14 protein-coding genes are annotated in these 21,599 nt (G+C 36.8%); 5 read left to right on the forward strand and 9 right to left on the reverse strand.

The annotated features are described in order from the left end of the window. Positions 1-84 precede the first annotated feature (84 nt). A complete protein-coding gene (locus CLV62_RS11235; protein WP_110310880.1) occupies positions 85-849 on the forward strand; it encodes a carboxylesterase family protein in 765 nt (254 codons plus the stop codon). A 241-nt stretch (positions 850-1,090) separates the two neighbouring features. After that, positions 1,091-1,708, forward strand: coding sequence for a 4'-phosphopantetheinyl transferase family protein (locus tag CLV62_RS11240; protein WP_110310881.1), 618 nt, complete (start codon positions 1,091-1,093; stop codon positions 1,706-1,708). 80 nt (positions 1,709-1,788) lie between these two features. Here the strand turns inward: CLV62_RS11240 and CLV62_RS11245 are convergent, their stop codons facing one another. From CLV62_RS11245 to CLV62_RS11275, 7 genes are all read right to left on the reverse strand, one after another. Further along, the gene (locus CLV62_RS11245) at positions 1,789-2,907 is read right to left on the reverse strand and encodes an acyltransferase family protein (RefSeq protein WP_110310882.1); all 1,119 of its coding nucleotides are present in this window, start codon (positions 2,905-2,907) and stop codon (positions 1,789-1,791) included. Between the two features lie 51 nt (positions 2,908-2,958). Beyond that, entirely contained in the window at positions 2,959-4,542 is a 1,584-nt protein-coding gene (locus tag CLV62_RS11250; RefSeq protein WP_110310883.1) for a glycoside hydrolase family 31 protein, read from the reverse strand. Between the two features lie 96 nt (positions 4,543-4,638). Beyond that, positions 4,639-8,742: a hybrid sensor histidine kinase/response regulator transcription factor gene (locus tag CLV62_RS11255; protein ID WP_110310884.1), complete on the reverse strand. Its 4,104-nt coding sequence runs from the start codon at positions 8,740-8,742 to the stop codon at positions 4,639-4,641. A 276-nt stretch (positions 8,743-9,018) separates the two neighbouring features. After that, entirely contained in the window at positions 9,019-10,455 is a 1,437-nt protein-coding gene (locus CLV62_RS11260; protein WP_110310885.1) for a DUF4832 domain-containing protein, read from the reverse strand. A gap of 10 nt (positions 10,456-10,465) precedes the next feature. Then, on the reverse strand, positions 10,466-11,407 hold the full coding sequence (locus tag CLV62_RS11265) for a PKD domain-containing protein (protein WP_170120048.1): 942 nt from the start codon (positions 11,405-11,407) through the stop codon (positions 10,466-10,468). 13 nt (positions 11,408-11,420) lie between these two features. After that, a complete protein-coding gene (locus CLV62_RS21505; protein ID WP_146212730.1) occupies positions 11,421-13,094 on the reverse strand; it encodes a RagB/SusD family nutrient uptake outer membrane protein in 1,674 nt (557 codons plus the stop codon). 17 nt (positions 13,095-13,111) lie between these two features. Further along, positions 13,112-16,102 (reverse strand): SusC/RagA family TonB-linked outer membrane protein, encoded by a 2,991-nt coding sequence (locus CLV62_RS11275; RefSeq protein ID WP_110310887.1) that lies wholly within the window; start codon positions 16,100-16,102, stop codon positions 13,112-13,114. 442 nt (positions 16,103-16,544) lie between these two features. On the opposite strand from CLV62_RS11275, the gene ligA reads away from it, so the two are divergent. The 3 genes from ligA to dapA all read left to right on the forward strand — a co-directional run bounded on the left by ligA (position 16,545) and on the right by dapA (position 20,233). Beyond that, positions 16,545-18,542: an NAD-dependent DNA ligase LigA gene (gene ligA / locus CLV62_RS11280; RefSeq protein ID WP_110310888.1), complete on the forward strand. Its 1,998-nt coding sequence runs from the start codon at positions 16,545-16,547 to the stop codon at positions 18,540-18,542. An 88-nt stretch (positions 18,543-18,630) separates the two neighbouring features. Beyond that, positions 18,631-19,152 carry a DUF6913 domain-containing protein gene (locus CLV62_RS11285; protein WP_110310889.1) on the forward strand — a complete coding sequence of 174 codons (522 nt, stop codon included), beginning with the start codon at positions 18,631-18,633 and terminating at the stop codon, positions 19,150-19,152. 187 nt (positions 19,153-19,339) lie between these two features. Next, the gene (dapA, locus tag CLV62_RS11290; RefSeq protein WP_110310890.1) at positions 19,340-20,233 is read left to right on the forward strand and encodes a 4-hydroxy-tetrahydrodipicolinate synthase; all 894 of its coding nucleotides are present in this window, start codon (positions 19,340-19,342) and stop codon (positions 20,231-20,233) included. Between the two features lie 86 nt (positions 20,234-20,319). Here the strand turns inward: dapA and CLV62_RS11295 are convergent, their stop codons facing one another. Both CLV62_RS11295 and CLV62_RS11300 read right to left on the reverse strand, forming a co-directional pair. Next, on the reverse strand, positions 20,320-20,901 hold the full coding sequence (locus CLV62_RS11295) for a hypothetical protein (protein ID WP_110310891.1): 582 nt from the start codon (positions 20,899-20,901) through the stop codon (positions 20,320-20,322). Then, positions 20,895-21,557, reverse strand: a complete 663-nt coding sequence (locus CLV62_RS11300; protein WP_110310892.1) for an outer membrane beta-barrel protein — start codon at positions 21,555-21,557, stop codon at positions 20,895-20,897. The genes CLV62_RS11295 and CLV62_RS11300 overlap by 7 nt, the downstream gene beginning before the upstream one ends. Positions 21,558-21,599: the final 42 nt, after the last annotated feature.

Here is a 21,599-nt window from a genome sequence, read left to right on the forward strand (position 1 = left end):
AGTCAGTTAGCAGTTAACAGTTATCAAATAGCTGCTAACTGCTAACCAATTACTGTTGACTGATAACTGATAACTGTTGAAAATATGAAATCAAAATTATTCATTGTACTCTTGTTTTTCTGTTCCACTCTCACTTATGCACAGTTTGAGGCAGCAAGCTATATGATCAACGGCTATACCCTACCCTATAAGGTAATGTTTCCCAAAGATTACGACGCAACCAAACAATATCCGCTTCTGGTATTTTTACATGGTGCCGGCGAACGTGGTGATGACAACGAAAAACAACTTACACATGGTAAAGATTTCTTGATTAATAGTTTTCAAGCCGAATATCCAGCCATAGTTATTGCTCCTCAATGTCCAGCCACAAGCTATTGGGCAAACGTAGAAAAGCATACCTTTAATAATCACACTACATTTACATTCGGACTTTCGGATAAAGCAACACCTTCTATGGAGACTTTAACTTCCTTAATAACCAATTGGTTGAACTCCGGAAAAATAGATCAAAGTAAAGTATATGCAGGGGGTTTATCGATGGGAGGTATGGGTACATACGAACTCCTGTGGCGTATGCCGAATACTTTTGCCGCAGCTTTTGCCATATGCGGTGGTGGAGATATTTCTAAAGTACAATATTATACGAAGAATACAGCTCTTTGGATATTTCACGGATCGGCAGACAATGTAGTTCCCGTACAGTTTTCGCAACAGATGTACGAGAGTTTAAAATTTGCCGGAAACGAAGTTAAATATACCGAGTATCCCGATGTGAATCATGGCAGTTGGGTAAATGTGTTTCAAAATAAAGAACTAGTTCCGTGGTTATACAGCCACAAAAAATGATTTTTCATAGAAATCAGCTTAAGAGTCTTTGAGTATCTAATACTTAAAGACTCTTTTTTTAAAATTAAAACCTTTTTATTCTTTTGATTGATGAAACAACTAAAGAAAGTTATCATTTGAAAATATATAATTAAATACTTTCTTTTACTTATTTAGTACATTTGCCAAGTGTAACAACTAGTATTCAACAACACGAAGTATAAGTCAAATTGGTCCAAGACCTTTATTTAATATTAAAACAATGCTTATTCATAAAGAGGAAAATAGTAACTACAAGTGGGGAATCTGGAAAATGGAAGAAGCCCCTGAGCTGCTACTGTCTCAACTCAATAATAAGCAGGACTTAGTCGATTTTACGCAAACGGTGTCTTCTTCTGCCCGAACATTCGAAAGAATAGCTGTAAGAGTGCTTCTTAAAACTCTTTTGAATGAAGAAAAGACAATAAATTATCATCCCAACGGAAAACCATATTTCGAAGATCATTCTATAAATCTATCCATATCGCATACTAAAGATTATGTAGCAGTTATACTTTCTCAATCTCCATTGGTAGGTATTGATATAGAATATATTTCCGACAGAGTAAAACGTGTTCGTTCCCGCTTTATATCAGATTTGGAATACATTGACTCCGAAAATGAAATACTACATCTGTTACTACACTGGTCAGCCAAAGAAACAATGTATAAAGCATTAAGTAAGGAAAAGATAGACTTAAAGAACAACTTCCACATTCACCCATTTGCTCCTCAGCAGCAAGGAAGCTTCAAGGCTTCCGAAACATTTACCGAAAACAATCTTCAATTTCAGATTCAATATATTGTAACCGATAATTATGTGGTGACATATACGGTTTAATAAAATCTTCACCGGCTTAAAGATAAAATACGACAAAGTTCAAAGATTTAATGCGGTTGCCCTCGTTGACTCCCTTTATTTTATACTTTCAAAAATATTTTATGCTTATACATAAACTTTATAATCAAGAACAATATAGCAAACTGACCTAGTGAAATGAAAAATGGAAATAAATCAGTAGAGTATTGTTGAAGTCCACGCAGTAGATGTTCCGAAATAAGATCAAGCCCCATAGTTGTGTACAACAAGTAAGCCGCAATTGCATTTAAACCCAAATACCTAAAGGCTTTAGTCCACCAGCAATCAATTTTGCGCATATCAGTAATCCAATAAAAGAAAGCGAGAAGAATAAAACAAATACCACTACTGAATAAAACCAAAGAAGGCGACCATATTTTTTTTATAATAGGCATTTGCAAACTCAGTAACATACCCGCTATTATTAAAGCAGCTCCGAAAAGTAATAATTTCATCAATTTCTGTTTGGGATCGGGGTATTGCTTCATTATATACCCGGCATAATAACCCGATAATACTGTTGCTCCAAACCCCAGACTGCTTAGTACCCATGTATATTGAGTGCCATCTCTAAAGCCTCCAAGCAGGAGGTTATCCACATACATTGCTAAATTGCCTTCGGGTGTTAAAATACCGCTTCCATATCCGGGAACAGGTACAAACATCAACAACAACCAATACAATATAAGCAGTCCACTACCCCAGAGTAATCGAGTGGAAAGCTTCTTTGTATTAAGCACAACAAGTGAAGTAATCAAATACCCCGCCGCAATAGCTTGAAGCGTATTGCTATACACATGAAAACTACCAAGATCTAAATCAAGCAAATTTCCTTGAACGATCCATCCCAGAAAGAAAAGCTTACAAAAACGTTTGATAACCTTGATATGCAATTCGGATTTTGTTAATCCGTTATTTATCTGTTTTTCGAACGACAGGGGCATCGACAATCCTGACGTAAAAAGAAATAATGGCATAATAATATCCCATGCAGTAAACCCGACCCAATCCGCGTGTTCAAGCTGATACATTATAGGGTTTACCATATCTGAATTAATCGATCCGAATAGTCGGCGTAATATATCGCCCGCACCTACTAAAAAGAACATATCGAACCCTCTTAAAATATCAATTGAGGCTAGGCGTTCCGATTTTGTTTCTATTTTTATTACTTCTTCCATGTTCTACGATGAGTTTAAAAGTTTAATAGTATTTAATTAACCTCCGATTCTTCATTTAACTTGTTCGAACCAAGGCAAACGATCCAATGGAATATCGGTCAACATATATTCTTTTCCTCCTTTGTATATTTTATTTTCGTCATCACGCCATTTTCCGACAGGCAGCTTGACTTTTCGGGAATTGTCTTTTGTTAAAACGGGGGCAACCAAGTATTTATCACCTAACATAAACTGATCTATGCAATTTTCAAAGCCTTCATTGGGAAAGGAGTATTCCATATAACGCACTATCGGTTCACCCTTTTGGGATGCTATTTTTGCATAGGAAAGAATATAATCTCCCAAAGCTTCATGATGTTTTGCAAATTTGACACACATATCCAAATGTTTTTTGTCTAATATTCTCCAAGGGGCTACAGAGAATTGCATCATGGGCATCATGGCATGAATCTGACATGATCTGACGATTAATTGCTGATCAAAACTATCGGAACTAGTGTTAAGGAAACTGGAATATTCTCCGCCGCCAATCATATCCGGACAGCTATAAGCTTGCCCTAAAAGACCGAGTGAAAGCATATCGGGAATCAATAGCTGTATATCTTCCCACGAATAAGTTTTATCGTGTAAACGTTGCACAAGTGCTTGCCCTCCCATTTTCCAACAGGCACGATATTCATTGTAGGGAAATTCTAATCCCATCTTAGCCCATAGTTCACTTTGATAAGCTCCAAATGATTTTCCGTCATACACATCAATATCTTCCTCCCTATACATCTTAGCGTCTCCTGCATCAAATTTGAATCCATCTATCTTGTACTCCTCACAAAGATTTTTAAGTGTAGAGAGCAAATAATTATAAGCTTCCGGATTACTTAAGTCGTAACACGCACTATAACCATTCCACCAATGTATCATTGCAGGTTCTGAGGTTCCTTTCTGTTTGATTAAGTATCCTTTACTTTTCAAGTAGCGGAACTCCCTGCTATCGGGGCTAACAAAAGGGCATATCCACAACATCACCTTAAATCCCTTGGAATGAAGCTCATCTACGAGAGCTTTGGGTTCAGGGAAAGTTTCTTTCTTAAACTCGAAATTTCCATAATACTTTTGCCAGTTGTCGTCTATCATTAAAATTCCAGAAGGTAATCCATTAGCCAGAATATTCTTTGCGTATTCAAGCACGCCCGCCTGACTTTGGTCGTACATAAGCTCTATCCATGTATTGTACTGAGGCTTATTAAACAAAATGTGTGGAGGCATTTCCCCCGATGGGTTAAAGTGGGCTTTGCAGGCAGCCAAGTAAGTTTCTCTCAAAGTATTTCCCGCCATACTCACCTCTATTTTTTCGCTCGAAGATGTAATATGTATTTTATTATCCTTGAATTGGTAGGTAAAGGGAGCATCGCTCCAGATATAACGCCCTTTGTTAGAGACTAAAAACGGTGCGGTCTGATTGTCGAAATTATCATATCTCAAGTCAATCACAGGACTTTCGGTATAGGGCATATAGCTGCCTTGCTTGGTTGCTCCTCCCCACCATTTTTCGTTAGGCAATATGGCAATTTCCGAAGTATGTTGAGCACTTAGATTTATCGATAAAAAGAGTAAATAAAAAAAGATAATTTTCTTCATGGTTATTGTTAAGTATTAAATGATATATTTTACAAATATAACTAGCTCCAGTTGTTACACTTACCAAAGCAACAAATAGCTCTGCGAGCTTATTTATCAATGATGTTTATTTTTAAAATCAGAAGGTGAAACTCCGAATTGAGCTCTAAAAGCTTTAGTGAAATACGACGGGCTTTCGATTCCCACACTAAAGACTACTTCTGTGACTGTCAGATTAGTTGTCCTTAAAAGATTGGCAGCCTTCTCAAGCCGAAGTTTTAAAATATAATGCCCTAAAGTCATACCCGTTATATCCTTTATCGTACTATACAGCCTTGTCCTGTTCAGCATTAACTCAGAACAAAGGAAATCGACAGAGAAGCTGGAATTGGAAAGATTTTTTTCGACTAATTCCACAAACCTTGTAAAAAAGAGATAGGTTTCTTCATCTTTCAATTTCTGTTTTATACCTTGATTTAAATAGGTGTTGTTTTGATTTAATTCTTGTATTTGTTTTACCTTTTTGAGCAAATTGTTTACTGTTGCTTTTATTAACCTTAGATCAAAAGGTTTTGCAATATAAGCATCTGCACCACTCTCTATTCCCTCTATCTGATTTTCGATCAAGGCTTTTGCTGTAAGTATTATAACAGGAATCAGACAAGTTTGCAGATTATTTTTTAATCCGGCACAAAGATCGATACCATTCATTTTTGGCATCATTACATCAGTAATAATAAGATCAGGATAGTGCGAATTAGATATTAGTAAAGCTTCTTCTCCGTCCAAAGCTGTCAGGATATTGTAATCATTCTTTAATACCGATTTAAGAACCATTAAAATCTCTTTATTATCATCAACTAAAAGGATTGTAGGCTTATTACTATTTGTAATGTTTACTTCTTCCCGATTATTCAGTTCCTGATGCTCACTCACTAAACTGGATGGCGACTCTTCTTTATTAAATTTACTTATTTCTGATTTATTTATCTCCTTGAGATAAGAGCCATCCAAAGGAATTCCTATTACAAACTCAGTACCTTTGCCTAATTCACTACTTATAATTAGTCCTCCATGATGTATTCTCAGGATAGATTTAACCAGTGAAAGACCAATGCCCGAACCTTTATTGGATTTATTGCTTATTTGATAGAAACGCTCAAAAATCAAAGGCAAAAATCGTGATTCTATTCCTATTCCATTATCTAGAACTTTAATTATCAGATGCTTTTCTCCATACAAATTATCAAGATAGGAATAGGAGGATTTAAAGAACGGAGCATCTTTTGATAAATTATCTACCAAGATTGATATTTTTATAAATGCATCTTCCTTAGTGGAATTTTTAATACTATTCGATACGATATTAGAAATTACTTTACTCAAATGTTCTTCATCCAGCCATAGGTTTATATCATTTGGAGGCATTTCGATTTGCATTTCGATTTCCTTCAAATGTGCCCAATCCGAAAACTCTTCAAATATTTGATTAAAATAATCAGCCACTGATACATATGTTGTATTTAGGCTTATCCCGTTAATGTCAAAACGATAAAAATCCAATAGTTCATTTATGAGCCTCAATAAACGGTTATTATTCTTTTTGATTAACCCGAAGAACTTATCTTTTTTTACGTCTGTGTATAATTCTTCTATTTCCGCAATTCCGGTATTGATGAGAGTTAATGGTGTCCTGAATTCATGGGCGACATCCGTAAAGAAATCTATCTTCATTTGCATGATTTCGTCGTTTTGCTCTTCACGTTTTTTTTGCAAAACAATGGTTTGCTTCATCTGCAACCATTTAATTAATGATCTGCTGATAAAATAAACGAGCGTAACCAAAAGAATGAAATAGAGTGTAATTGCCCACCATGACAACCAAAGCGGAGGAAGTATTGTTATGTTAATGACAGACATCTCCTCATCCCAGCTTTTCCATCCTCCCGAATTAACATTAAGAGTATATTCTCCGTAAGGAACTTTATGGTAGGAGACTTTGAGCTCCTCTCCCATTTCTATATATCTCCAATCTATATCGTATCCATCTAATTTATACCTGTATCGGGTGTGTTTTCCTTTTTTATAAAGTAAAGGAGAAAAATCTATCGAGAAATTATTATTGTAGTGTTTTAAAGTGATAGTAGTGGAGTATTCGATGTCAGAATCTACCGGTTTTCCATCGAGATATATTCTTGAAAAAGAAACGGTAGGCGAAACGGTCTCATCAATATTATTGGAGGGTGTAAAATAATTCATACCATCGGCTCCTCCAAAATACAAACTCGCATCAGCATCTTTGCAGGAAGAAGAAGTTCCAAACATATAGCTTTGAAGTCCATCGCTTACATCAAAAGTATTGAATCTTTTAGAACTTGGGTTGAAACAGGTTAACGAGTAACCTCCACACCAAACATTGCCATATTTGTCTATTTCCACACTTTCTATATCATTTGAAGGTGCTCCCGATTCCACACCAAAAAAATCGGCTTTGTAGTCGTACTTACTATCCGAATCTCTAAATATTACCTTGTTTAATCCGCTGCCCAGTGAACCGACCCAATATGTAGAATCGTTTTCCTTGTCGATTGGCCACAAATAATCGCTACTTAAACTTCCTGATTTTCCATGCTGCGATTTATAATGAATAATATCCTCGATAGTACCGGCTTTACCAAATAGAACTCTATTGATTCCCGATGCGGAGGTGATTATTAACTCATTCTTTTCCAAATCCGAATATATACTATGTAGAAGATTTGTCGACAAAGGTTTTGAAGATGAGGTTGTCACCGTAAACCCTTTCTTATAACGCCCTCCGTATGGTTCGAAACAATCGAGTCCTTCGGAAGTAGCAGCCCATACCCGGTTATATTTATCAAAAGCTAAACAGAAAATGTAATTTGAGGCTACTATTTTTTCTGAAATTTTCTTACTGCTCTTATCAATAATAACAATGCTGTTGGAAACAGCAGCATATACGTTTCTACCATCCGCTATAATACTTGTGACAGAAGGTATGAGGCTTTTGTCGTACAGAAAAAGTTCGACATCCTTAGTCTTTGTATTAAACCGGCTAATACCGCCATGTTTAGTTCCTACATATACATAATCATCGTTGTAGTGGAGCGAACTTATAAACTCCGATTTCAGTTTGGTTGTTGAAGTCTCAGGGTTATACCTTATAAGCTTAAAGAACTTTGTTTCATTATTAGTATACGATAGTCCGCTATCCCAACTGGGAATCCATATATTTGCATTATTATCAATATAAATATTATTAATGTCGTTACTGATAGAGCTTTTATCCCACGGAATATTGCTATACTTCATAAAGCCGGCATTCTCCCCTTCTTTTTTCACTCTCAACAAGCCATCATTGGTAACTATCCAAACAAATTCTTTATCTATACAAAATGTTGAAATATTGTATTCTTTAAATAAAATCTCTTTTTCCAAAACCATATTGCGATCATTCCGCAGCACGTATTTCTGTAACTTATTTGCATCGCAAACCCATATACAGTCATTATCCATTGCTATTTCCTGAATCCAGGGATCTAAATTTTCAACCACATATCCGCCAAAAACAATTTCGCCCATGCTGTTATTAAAATAGTATGAAAGCTTTTCTTTCCCGAAAATATAGATATTCCCTTTTTCGTCACACGTGAACTTAGGCTTACCCTTCGAAGATTTAAATTCCTTTTCTTTACCTATATCTTTAGGGTTTAACAACAACCTGCCTTTATTATAGATATCAACCACTCTCACTGTATTCTGCCGTGAGATGAGCCAAAGCCTATTATTCCCATCTTTTTTTATGTCAACAACTTGCGAATAGAAGGCAGATTCATTATCTGTTGAATTATAGCTGATATATTTTTTGGAGCAAATATCAAAGCAAACAAGCCCTGCTTCGGTAGCCATAAACAAAATGTGATTAACTATTTCAATAGAATATATTCTGTTGTTGTAAACCGAGTTTATATCATTCGATCCGTATTTGTACGAATCGAGTTTATATCCATCATACCTGTTAAGACCCCGATGCGTTCCAATCCAGATATAACCAAGGGAATCTTGTCGTACACACGTGACATTATTATGCAGTAAACCATCATTGCGTGTAAGATGATTGAAGGAAAGACCTGAATTACTTTGTGCAAAAGTAATCCCGGTAAATAATAATGCCAATAGTGTTAACACAATTCCTTTCATAGTTTCATTTTAAAATCTCAGACCTATTTATTGTCCATCTAAAGTATAACAAGAAGCTGTCTCAAAAGTCTGGATAGCACACAGAATACACTGATAATACAGATTTCGGCACCTCACCCCAACCCTCTCCTACTGAGAGGGAGTAAAGAATGAAAGGGTGCATAAGAAAACTTTGCGTCTTTGCGACTTTGCGTTTAAAAAAAATCTGTAATATCAGTGTATTCTGTGTGCTAAATCTCTTTTGATATACCCTCCCACTCTGGGTAATCTATTAGATTAAAATGCTTTCAATACATCGTTTGAATATGCGTTACCTTTAGAGCCTGATACTTTTACAGTATGCAGTTTATTATACCCTGTACTACTATCCCACATATCGGTATTTGCCAATTGAATGCTGAATTCCTTATTTTCGGATAAAGTAGATTTAGGATCCGGTAAATTTAAATAAATATCATATTCGCCCTGTTTAATATTGGAAGGAATTCCAAGCTTAATATTAAGTTCCTGTATTTCTTTCGGATACCATAAACGTGGATCCGTATCAACAGCTACTTTATATCTTTCTTTATTATCTGTTTTAGATATAAATATAACTTCTACATTTCGGGGATTAACAGGAGATGCCCATCCCATATTCTTAAGCTTTAAATTTATTTCAAACGCATCTCCTGCTCCAGCCTCATTTGTATATTTACCCGAAAGAAGAACCAACCGATAGCCCAAGCGTTTTTTTATCTCGTTTATACAACCATTCACCAGCCAATCGTTTATTACAGATGCGTGATAATCCATATTGATATATGACCAATGGTATCTCTCAAATTCCTCCAAGGCATTGTAACATTCCGAATAGCTCGAAGGCTGGCAGGTTTCGCCACCCATCGCCAGATAACGGGTTTCGTTTTGCCAAAAACGTTTGTATTCTCTGTTAGCCCCATTGTATGTTCCCCGGTCGTCATTATCAGCCAAGAAACAATCGTTATGACCTCCCAGACGAGACATCTTACTACCATTAAATGCGGTTGATACAGTTACAGTATCTGCAACAGTAAGGTTGTATGATTTAATCTTTGCTCCGGGAGTTCTTATACCGATCATTCTTTCCTGAGGCAGTGCATCTAATAAAGCATCAATTACATTTTTTCGTGGTATAAAGTCCTCTTCTGTTTTAGGTTCAAAGATATAGTTATCGGTATAATACCATTCCCCCCAAGTTCCTACAAGACCTGCTTGAAGCACATAAATAACATCAACATATTCCTGTAAAATAGGCTTAAGCTGTGCAATATGTTGCTTCGTCCAATCCCAAGGTGCATCCGATGGCGTATGCTTTTGGTCATAAGAATAAGCAAACCGCAGGACAGATTTGCAACCCCCGGCTCTTAATGCCTCCATATTAGCTTTAATCACCTGCAAATAATCGTTTGAGATGAGTTTATCCGTAAAGTCGGGCATATAGTAAACAGTATATATGAGACTGTACCCCTCGTTATAAATCCCTTTAACCGCTTCCGCTGTCAGAGGTGTTGCTTTACCCGAAACAAATTCACGGTAAGTATAAAATCCCCTTTCAGGATTCATTATAACATTACCACTCTCAATATAATATTTTTCAAGATATGGTTCTTGGGGGATAGTGGTGGATTCTTCATTGCACGACAATCCCATAAATAATAATGAGAAGTAAACCAGAATATTCATTAGCTTCATATTGATAAGTTTATGGTAGTTTTACAGTCATTGCTTGATTTAAACCTCCATCTTCGAGTTTAGACGGTAGTAACCCCGATTGTGCCCATTCAGCATTTACACCGACAACACCTACCTTAATAGTCCGACCGAGATTTGGAATAAAAGAACGAATTATTCTACCCTCTACTTCTACTATATTATTTTCTCCGGCTACAAAATTAGAAATCTCTATTGCCTTACTATCCGGTTTATAGCGTTCTATCCAAGCCCATTCGGTACCTCCGTTGCCCTTTGCATCATCGTATTCAAACACTGTAGGAGCAAGATTCTCAGCTTTACCACCCTCGAACAAGAATTCGGCACCCATATTAGCCCATGACCATCCCAAGAAACCGCTTTCCTCCGAATTATCTTTGTCAATATAAAACTGAACGACATTAAACTTGGTTCCATCCGCTTTGATATAGAAGAACAGATAATCTTCGTTTCCGCAGAGTTTAACCTCTTTCAGCGACACTAAATCGGTTACATACGAAGCTATTTTAGAAGTTGCCAGCATAGAAGCAGGTACGGCTAACCAATCGCTAAAGTTTCCATCTAAAGTAATCTTCACGTCTTCTGTTCCTCCGGGAGAATTCCCATCCGACAAATCAATAATCATCTTTTTTGAGCTTGTTTTTCCTTTCTCTCCTCTGATAGTCAGTTCAGCCGTAAACTTCTTGTTCGTCCTATAAAAGTGTGTCGGATTTTGCTCTGTTGAAGTTTCTCCATCTCCAAAAGTCCAATAGTAACTATCCGCATTTTCCGATTTATCAGTAAATACAATTTTCTTGTCAAAATCTTCGTGAGAAAAATCGGCAATTGGTAAATACAATGCTATTTGTATCGGTTCATCATCGGAGCAAGATGATATGGTAAATGATACAACCGTCAACAAAAGTAATTTCGATATTAAAATGATATTTTTCATAATTCTATGTATTTTAAGGATTTTGAGGTATTCCACTTGTTGTGATTTCATCTAAAGGAATTAAATATTGTAATCTGTTATCGCTGTATTCAACAACCTCCCAAGGTTGTACCCCCGAGTATCTTCTGTCGAGAGAAAGTTTATTACGATAAATATCAAAGGCACGGTGTCCTTCAAAAGCGAGTTCGAGTCTTCGTTCATCTAAAACAACATCCAAAACATTGGAATAGCCTTGCATATTAGTTGTACTAAAAAGCTGATTTCCCGACAATCCTGCTCGTTTGCGTATGGTATTTACATCATCAAGAGCTTTGGCCGTATTGTTGGTTTTGGCATATGCTTCGGCTCTATTCAAAATAACCTCGCCCCAACGAAGCATTACGGGTGAACTAAGCATTGGGTCACCATCCTGGTATGAAAACTTCGTAACGAAATATTTAGGCCATCCGTAACGATTTTCCATTTTCAAAGAAAGTCTTACCCTTAATTTTTCTCCTTTGAAATTTATATAGTTTTGTTCGTATCCGTTCACTTTTTCTTTTTCAACATATATCTGAGAAGACTCGTCCATGAAATAATATTTATTTGCACCTGCATCGAAAGTAACGTCCCTCAATTCGTTCTGATAGAAATCATCATCGGTGGGAATAGCCCAACGTATCATATAATTGGTTTTCGAAATTGTTTTAGGACTAATGAAGCCATACCGCAAGTCATTTTTATTTCTCTCGTATAAATCCAATAGAGGATCGGAAGCGTAAATTTCGCCCCAGCCGCCACCTGTTGGACCAGGGGCAGTAAAATACATCGAACCGATAGAAGATGCTCCACGCGACTCCAGATTAGTGTGAGCTACTGCCCAAAGCGTTTCTACAGAGCTAAGTGCCTTAGCAAAATAATTAGGAAAACTACTTGATGGTTCTAATTTTGAATCGGGAGTATTTCCTGCTAACATTTCATTTACAACGCTGATTACTTTTTCATTCTCCCCCATATATAGATATACACGGCTCAGCAACCCCTGAGCTGCCTCTTTGGAAATATAGCCGGCATTTCCTCTACGTTTGCCCTGACTCATCAATCTAATGGCATTTTCAAGATCCGAAACTACTAAATCGTAAGCTTCGCCTACTGTAGCACGTTTTGTTTCCGTATCGCTCGAGCTTTTTCTTATTACGATTCCTATATTGTCACGTCCCTGAGAATAATGTTTAGACCACAGTGTGGATAAATGAAAATTTACTATGGCACGAATAAAATAATTTTCGCCTTTAAGATGGTCTGTTTCAACACTAGCACCCTCTTGAACCGATTCTATTACAGAGCTAGCACCATTGATTATTTTATAGCTACACCACCACAGGTAATTTATATTATATAGGTTGGCTGCTCGTTTATATGTTAAAGCCTCATATAAGGGATCGCTTGTGCGTCCCGCAAGACAGACATTATCTCCTATAAACTCCGACATCTGAAAATAATGCCGTACATATGTATTGCCGCTGTATGTTTCATTTTGATACTCCATTTGGTTTTTAAACATGGAGTAGTTTCCTTCAGTAACGTATTCGGCACTCGATGGATCTTTTTCCATCTGTTCCGGGGTTAACTTATCGTTAGGCAGATAATCCATTTCACATGAAATCATCGACAATGTCACCGCCATTAGTAGTATTATTTTTCTCATAACAATATTATTTCTTTTTAAAAATTAATATCAATACCAAATATGAACTGTCGGCTTACAGGATAGCTCTCAGAATATAAACCGGGCAGGCTCCATGACGCCTTTCTCATATTCACTTCAGGATCTGTTCCTGAGAATTTAGTAAAAGTTAGAGCGTTATCGACCGAAACAAAAACTTTACATGATTGCATTTTCAACTTTTCGATCCATGTTTTCTGTAAATTATAGGATAGTGTAATATTTCTTATTCGCAGAAAACTACCATCCTCCAGAAAACGTGACGATGTTTTGTTTGAATTCTTATTCCCATTCATTACCAGTTTCGGATGGGTTGCAACATCACCGGGGTTTTGCCAGCGAATCCAACCCGATTGTAAGTTCATCATGTTATATCCCAAATACGCTCCATCCGAATCATATTTTTCACGGGTATAATTATAGACATCATTGCCATAAACAAAGCTACCTGCAATATATAAACCAATGCCTTTATATTCAACAGTATTGGTAAAACCTCCGGTAAATTTTGGACTTGCTTTACCAACCACTTGCAAATCGGCTTGGGCATAATCGTTTGTACCTTCACTTCCTATGACATTTCCATTGTCGTCTCTGATTAATTTTTCCCAAACAGGATCACCGTTTACATAGTCAACACCAAGCCATTTCGGCATGTACCAGCTGAAAATATCCTGACCGGTTTTCACTTGTTGAGCGATAGATGTAGTTCCGTATTTTTGAAGGAAACTTTCGTTGTTAGGTAATGACATCACCTTATTTTTATTAAAACCTATATTAAAAGACGTGTTCCAATTAAAATCTTTTGTTTTAATATTGTCAGAGCTAATTTGTATTTCCACCCCTCTGTTGCGTACGCTTCCGGCATTTTCAAGTCTATTATAGAAGCCTGTACTTGTAGGTTTTGGCACTTCCAGCAGCAAGTCTTTATTATCAATATTATAAACGTCTAGATTTATATGTAGTCTCTTCCACAAACTTATGTCTACACCCAAACCTGACATATAAGCTGATTCCCAAGAGAGATCGGGATTGGCAAGCCTTTCCGCTACTGCTCCTACATTATTCTGATAGCTCGAAGTAATCGAACTAAGTGTATATACAGCCATTGTCCTGAAAAGGTCTATATTGGAGTTTCCCGTTACTCCATAATTTGCTCTGAGTTTTAAGAAAGAAATAACATCATTATTTGATAAAAAAGCTTCATTGCTTAGCAACCAAGACCCTGCAACGGAGGGAAAGTAACCTGTGCGTGTATCTTTTCCAAATCTGGAATTAGTGTCCGCTCGAAAAGAAGCGGTAAGGAAGTATTTATTAATATAATTATATTGAATTTGACCAAAAGCAGACCATGACGCAGCCGTGTATTTATGTCCGTCAACAGATTTAGGTGTAGCTGCACCAAGTGCATCCATGCCTCCGGGCATACCTATTCCCGCTGCGGATGAAAAGTCGTCAACGCTCTTTCCAAATTCTAAACCTAACATACCCGACAAAGAGTGATCACTAAAACTATGGTTTAATTTTAGAAGATTAGTAGAACCCCATGAAGAATGCAGACCAATATTATTTAGTAAATATCCGGTTGCATATTCGGGATCAATTGTTCTTGAATCTATATACCTTGAATATTTGTAATTACTTCTGGATGCACGATTCGTTGTAGATAATGACATCCACTTGTATATATTCCAGTTTAGTTGAAGATCTGCAACGAGGTCTTGTGCCTTATTTTTGGCATAATTGTATTGTTCGTTGAAGAAAAAATTACGTTTATCCTGAGTATACCAAGGTTGACCATTGTCAGGACGTTTATCTCCATTAATTTTTACGGGATTGCCATTTTCATCGAAAGGATTATCCCAAGGCATACTTCCGTATGCTCCTTCCAGATTAATGTAGCTTGAAGCTTCGCGACCATTATTCTCAGTATAATTGAGGCGAATATTCATATCTAAATTGTCATACAATTTTCTGTTCAAATTTAATCTCGCAGAAATTCTGTCGAAATTAGTATTTTTCAATGTACCATCTTCCTTATAATAATCTATACTGGAGAAATAGTTAAGTCCTGCTGTTCCTCCCGAGGTCGAAAGATAGTAGTTTTGTATATTACCGGTCTGAAAAGCAGCGTTACGCCAATCGAAATTCCTATTTCTCAGTTCTTCGGGACGTTGATTTAGTAAGATTGCTTCAGGAAATAACTGAGCATGTACATCATAGATTTCAGCACCATTCATCATACTAAAATTTCCTTGTAGGGCATTCTTTAATCCAATGTTGGATTTGAAGTTTACTTTGGTCGGCTGGTCTTTTGATGCACTTTTTGTGGTAACTACAATGACACCTCCGGCAGCTGCAGAACCATATAGTGCGGTTGCCCCTGCATCTTTTAATACGGTAAGCGTCTCTACGTCATTGGGGTTGAATGAACCTCCCGGTATTCCATCAACGACAAACAAAGGATCCGGAGCCGCAGAAATTGAACCTGTTCCTCTTATTTGTATTACAGCTGTAGACCCCGGTTGCCCCGATGGGCTGGATACCATAACCCCGGCAACTTTCCCCTGTATCATGTTACCTATATCGGACGTAGTTATGTCCGTTACCTGATCGCCTTTTAAGGTAACAACAGCACTCGAAAGTTCGGCTTTCCTCATGCTGGAATACCCCATTACCACAACATCTTCCAAAATCTTAGCATCAGAAGAAAGGGAAACATTAATTTCTTTTCTTCCATTTACCGACTCTTCTTTTGTCTCAAAGCTTATATAAGAAAAAACTAAGGTAGCTTTGGCGTCTGCATCGATAACATAATTACCATCCAAATCGGAACTGGACGAGATATTTGTTCCTTTAACCTTTACGGTAGCCCCTATTAAGGGCATCCTATCTTCTGACGAAATAATCTTACCTTGAACTTTGGTCGTTTGAGCCAAAGATAAAAACGGCAGACACGTCAAACATAAAATCAGTATTAGATTTTTCATAAAACTTCATTTAGTATTAGATTCGTTAACAAATGCCAACCTGAGAATTGGCTTTTCTGATAAACAAAGGTATCACTTAGGAGATAGAAAGCCTTGTCTGATTGTAATAATTTCTTGTCTGATTATGCAGTAATGTGTTTAGATGAAAAGAAACTTGGAGTAGAATGTAATTATTCACCGTGACTATGAAACGACTACCCCGGTACAGCTTTTTGAGTATGGTGATAGGATATGTGAGCAGCTTTAATCATGGTATTTCATCGCATAAAAATGGTAATAAATTGGCAATGGGAAGGTTGCTTTAAATCGTATTTCAGATCCTTTTCTGTTGATATTGTCACCTAAAAACATTTAATAGCAACTACTTGTTTTTAAGTAGTCATCTGCATTTCTAATTAATTTCGTATTTTTGTAATCTAAGAGAATTATAACATATCAACAAATGGAATCTATCGGGCAACAAATCGACCAGTTAAGAGAAGAACTTAACATACATAATTACAACTATTATGTGTTGTCTAACCCCACAATATCAGATTTTGACTTCGATAAGAAAATGCAAGAACTTATCGATCTAGAGACTGCTCACCCCGAATACGCAGACTCTAGTTCTCCTTCTCAACGTGTGGGTAGCGATATTACCAAAACATTTAATCAGGTAGAACACATCTATCCGATGCTTTCACTTTCGAATACCTATTCGGAAGCCGAAGTGGTGGAATTTTACAATAGAGTAAAAAAAGACCTGAACGATGATTTCGAAATTGTTTGTGAATTAAAATACGATGGAGCTTCTATATCTCTCACCTATACCAACGGAAAACTGACTCAAGCAGTAACCAGAGGAGACGGTGTAAAAGGAGACGATATTACAGCCAATGTAAAAACAATCAGAAGTATACCCTTATCATTGAGAGGCAATAATTATCCCCCTTCATTTGAAATAAGGGGAGAGATACTAATGCCTTGGAAAGTATTTGAGGATTTAAATAAAGAAAGAGCAGAGCAGGAAGAGAACCTTTTTGCAAATCCCAGGAACGCAACCTCGGGAACTCTTAAGTTACAAGATTCTAAGATTGTAGCATCTCGTAAACTGGATGCTTATTTATACTACATGCTTGGCGAAAATTTGCCTGCAAATGGTCATTACGAAAACCTGCTAGAAGCACGTGAATGGGGTTTCAAGACATCGGATGCTACAATTAAATGCAGCACTTTAGATGAAGTATTTGCTTTTATAAAGAAGTGGGATGCCGAACGAAAAAACTTGCCTGTTGCTACTGATGGTATCGTTTTGAAAGTAAATTCTTTGTTGCAACAAAAGAATCTGGGGTATACAGCTAAATCGCCCCGATGGGCAATTGCCTATAAATTTCAGGCAGAGCAAGAAGTTACACGCCTATTGTCTGTTTCATATCAGGTGGGGCGTACAGGAGCAATTACTCCCGTTGCAAACCTTGATCCCGTAAAACTGTCGGGCACTACAGTTAAACGGGCATCACTCTATAATGCCGATGCCATGGATGCACTGGATCTGCATATCAATGATATGGTATATGTAGAAAAAGGAGGCGAAATAATTCCTAAGATAACTCGTGTGGATATTGATGCCAGAGAGGCAGGCAATCCTAAAGTGGAATTTATCACAGAATGTCCCGAATGTGGAACAACTCTGATTAGAGACGAAGGAGAAGCTGCTTATTACTGCCCCAATTATATGGGATGCCCTCCTCAAATTAAAGGACGAATCGAACATTATCTTACCCGCAAAGCAATGGATATTGCGGGCGGTTCCGAAACAGTCGAACATCTTTTCAATGCAGGGCTCATACATAATGTAGCCGATCTGTATACCTTACAATGGGAGCAAGTTGCAGAACTCGAACGATGGGCTGAAAAGAGTGCCAAGAATCTGATTCAAAGCATTGCCGATTCGGTAAACATACCCTATCCGAGAGTGCTCTATGCACTGGGAATACGATTTGTAGGTGAAACAGTGGCTAAAAAAGTTGCTAAAGCCTTTCCTTCAATAGACTTATTGATGCAAGCAACTGTTGAACAGCTTGTTGAAGTCGATGAAATAGGCGAACGCATTGCACAAAGTATAGTTGATTTCTTCAGGAAAGAAGAAAATCAAGATATTATTAGTAAATTACGTCAGTTTGGAATACAATTCGAAACTTGTGAAACTATTACAGATCAACAGACCAATAAATTAAGTGGTTTGACAATTGTAATAAGCGGAACATTCGAGAAACATTCCAGAGACGAATATAAAACACTGATAGACCTTAATGGTGGTAAAAACAGTGGTTCTATTTCTGCTAAAACAAATCACCTTCTGGCCGGAGCTAATATGGGGCCTGCTAAATTAGAGAAGGCGCAGAAACTAGGTGTAAATATCCTCACAGAGGATGAGTTTTTAAAAATGATAGAATAAGGTCATAGATCTTTTTATTACTTTGGCAAGTATGACTACAATAGCTAGCTATAATTCTAAAGTTTATCATTAAACACTTTATTTATATATGCTCGATTATTTTTTACAGAGAAGTATACAGTCTGAATTAAAGAACAACAAGAGACAACATAAATTTCTCAATTTTGAGAGAATGCAAAATGTTGTTGTGTTATTTGATATTCAGGATTGGGAAATGGTGGTTCCTATTATCGAGGATATGAAAAAACACGGCAAATACGTTATGCCATGGACAGTAAAACCCAAATCGGTACAAGGACAAGCACCATTACCTACCCTGCCTTCTAATGTGAGAATTATAGATACTCACAGGGATCTTGACTGGAAACGTTTGATTCGTCCTGCCATACTTGCTGAATTTGATAATCTCAAATATGATACTTTTCTCGATTTATCTTTAGAGCCAAATGATTATACTAAATCTCTACTTGTACGCAACAAAAGTAATTTTTGCTTAGGTTTTACAAAGAGAGAAGAGAAATTGTATGATTTTATAATTCTCAAAGAAGAAGACCAAAGCCTTTTCGAAGCATACGAACAGTTGAAAATTTATCTGGCACATATACAATAAAAATTTTACACCTTTTTATTGCTTCGATAAATAGAATAACGATAGATAGTTATAATTGTAATATTACAAATTGATACTTCTATAACTGAAAAAGAGACTTATAGTATTTTACACTAGTTAAAATTGTGTTATCTTTACATCAACTTTCAGAAAGAAGGTCAACAAGAAAAAAGATTGAATTGAACTTATGTCAAGAATTAATCTAAGAGGTGTAGGAGTCGCTTTTATTACTCCTTTCAAAGAAGATGAGAGTGTCGATTATGAAGCTCTGATCAGACTTGTTGATTATCAGATACAAAACAACACCGATTATCTTGTTGTACTGGGAACAACCGCCGAAACTGCTACTCTGACCGAAGCTGAGAAAACTAAAATTGTAGAAACAGTTATCCATAGAGTAAACGGAAGAATACCCATTGTTTTGGGTGTTGGAGGAAATAATACCCGTGCAATTGTTGATCAGTTGAAAAACGATAGTTTTGAGGGAATTGACGCTATTCTATCTGTCGTTCCATATTACAATAAACCCTCGCAAGAAGGCATATACCAACATTACAAAGCTATTGCTGAAGCATCTAAGCTACCGGTTATACTTTATAATGTACCCGGACGCACAGCGGTAAATATGACTGCTGAAACAACACTCCGCATAGCTAATGAATTTAGTAATGTAGTGGCTATTAAAGAAGCATCGGGAGATATGGCCCAGATGGATGACATAATCAAACGTAAGCCTGAAAATTTTGATGTTATTTCGGGTGACGATGGTATTACCTTTCCGCTTATCACATTAGGTGCAATTGGTGTTATATCTGTTATCGGAAATGCTTTTCCTAAGGAGTTCAGCCGAATGACTCGCCTTGCTCTAGAAGGAGATTATCAAAGTGCACTCACTATACATCATAGCTTTAGCGAACTCTTCAAGCTTCTATTTATAGATGGAAATCCTGCGGGAGTAAAATCGATGTTGCACATGATGGGATATATCGAAAATAAGCTTCGTTTACCCTTAGTGCCTACACGTATCACTACATTCGAGCAAATACGATTGGTACTAAATGAACTGAATATAAAATGCTGATTTGACACCAGTGTTAAAATGATAAAATCCTGACTTTGATCTATTTTGAATCAAAATCAGGATTTTATTATAAGTATAGAAACAAGTTACAGTATTTCTTCCATTTCGAGTTCTACAGCCATATCAGGATTAAGTTGTTTTATCTTCTTCCCTTTTTCCTTATTTTCATAAAATTTCTTCATGGTAGAACTCATCCCTTCAAATTCGGTCTCGTCTTCGTCTTGGTCTGCTTCTTTGCCTTTCTTGGCATTACCGATTAGCTTCAAAATATCCTTTTTCTTCTTTTCAAATTTCTTGTGCTCAGGAGAAATCGGATCAAACGCAACCCTGGCTTTTACTATTCCCGGCTGGACTGAGCATTCTACCAGATAAACTTTATTTGCGTCGAGATTTGCTTCCAGGTAATCGGTATTCTCTGATTTGATGACAAAAATATGCTCGCCCGGATCACACTCATAGGCAATATAATTACTATGTCCTAATTTATCTACGAGCACCTCATTGTCGTATAGTTTAAATTTGATAGCTAATGCCGACGCTCCGGGACGGATAAAATATATCAGACACTTCCCTGAATCGGGCGTCACCTTCTTCGAAGCAGTAGCACTTGTGCTGACCATTGCAATGCAAGCCAGCAATAAGACGGTTAGTATGTTCTTCTTTACCATGTTCTAAAGCTTAAATAAGTACCAATATTAAAATTGGAGAGATTCATTCTATAGTCTTCACCACCATTCATTTCTAAATTATAACTCCCGGAAATCCATCCCAGTTTTATACCCAAACCCAAGTTTCGGTTTAATTTATACTCTGCTCCGAAATTGGTCTGAAATCCAAGTGTTGTTTTATTAAACGTATCTGCAATAATTCCCTGATAATCTTCACCATAAAACAAAGGTCCGAAACCAATATTACCTAATAAAAGAAATTTATCAAAATCGAAACGCATAGAAAAAGTAGGTCCAACATATAAAAGATTAGTCTTAAATGTTTGCCCTTGAACGTCTCCTGATCCAAAAGCATTATTAACACTAAGACCTATGCCCCATGTTTCTTTGAAAAAATATTGTCCGTCAATTTCCAGAAATACTTGATTTTGTACTTTATCTAATAATTTATTGAGGGTTGCATCGCCCATGTCGTCTTTTTTACCAAGGCGTCTGGCATAGCCACCACCGACAGAAAACCTAAAATCCTTGAAAGAGGTTTTAGTGTCATGTAATGTTTCTCGTTTCTGGGTCGGTTCGTCGGAATCTAAGTCCGAAGCAAAAGAATAGCCGACCAATAGAGTCAACAGTAGTGTACAGAATAGTTTTTTACTCATAATCACAAGATGGTTAGTTATTATATTTAAGGTTGATTCTTT

It is taken from the genome of Indolivaga alginatilytica, assembly GCF_003201355.1.
Taxonomy (GTDB): Bacteria; Bacteroidota; Bacteroidia; order Bacteroidales; family Dysgonomonadaceae; genus Dysgonomonas_A; species Dysgonomonas_A alginatilytica.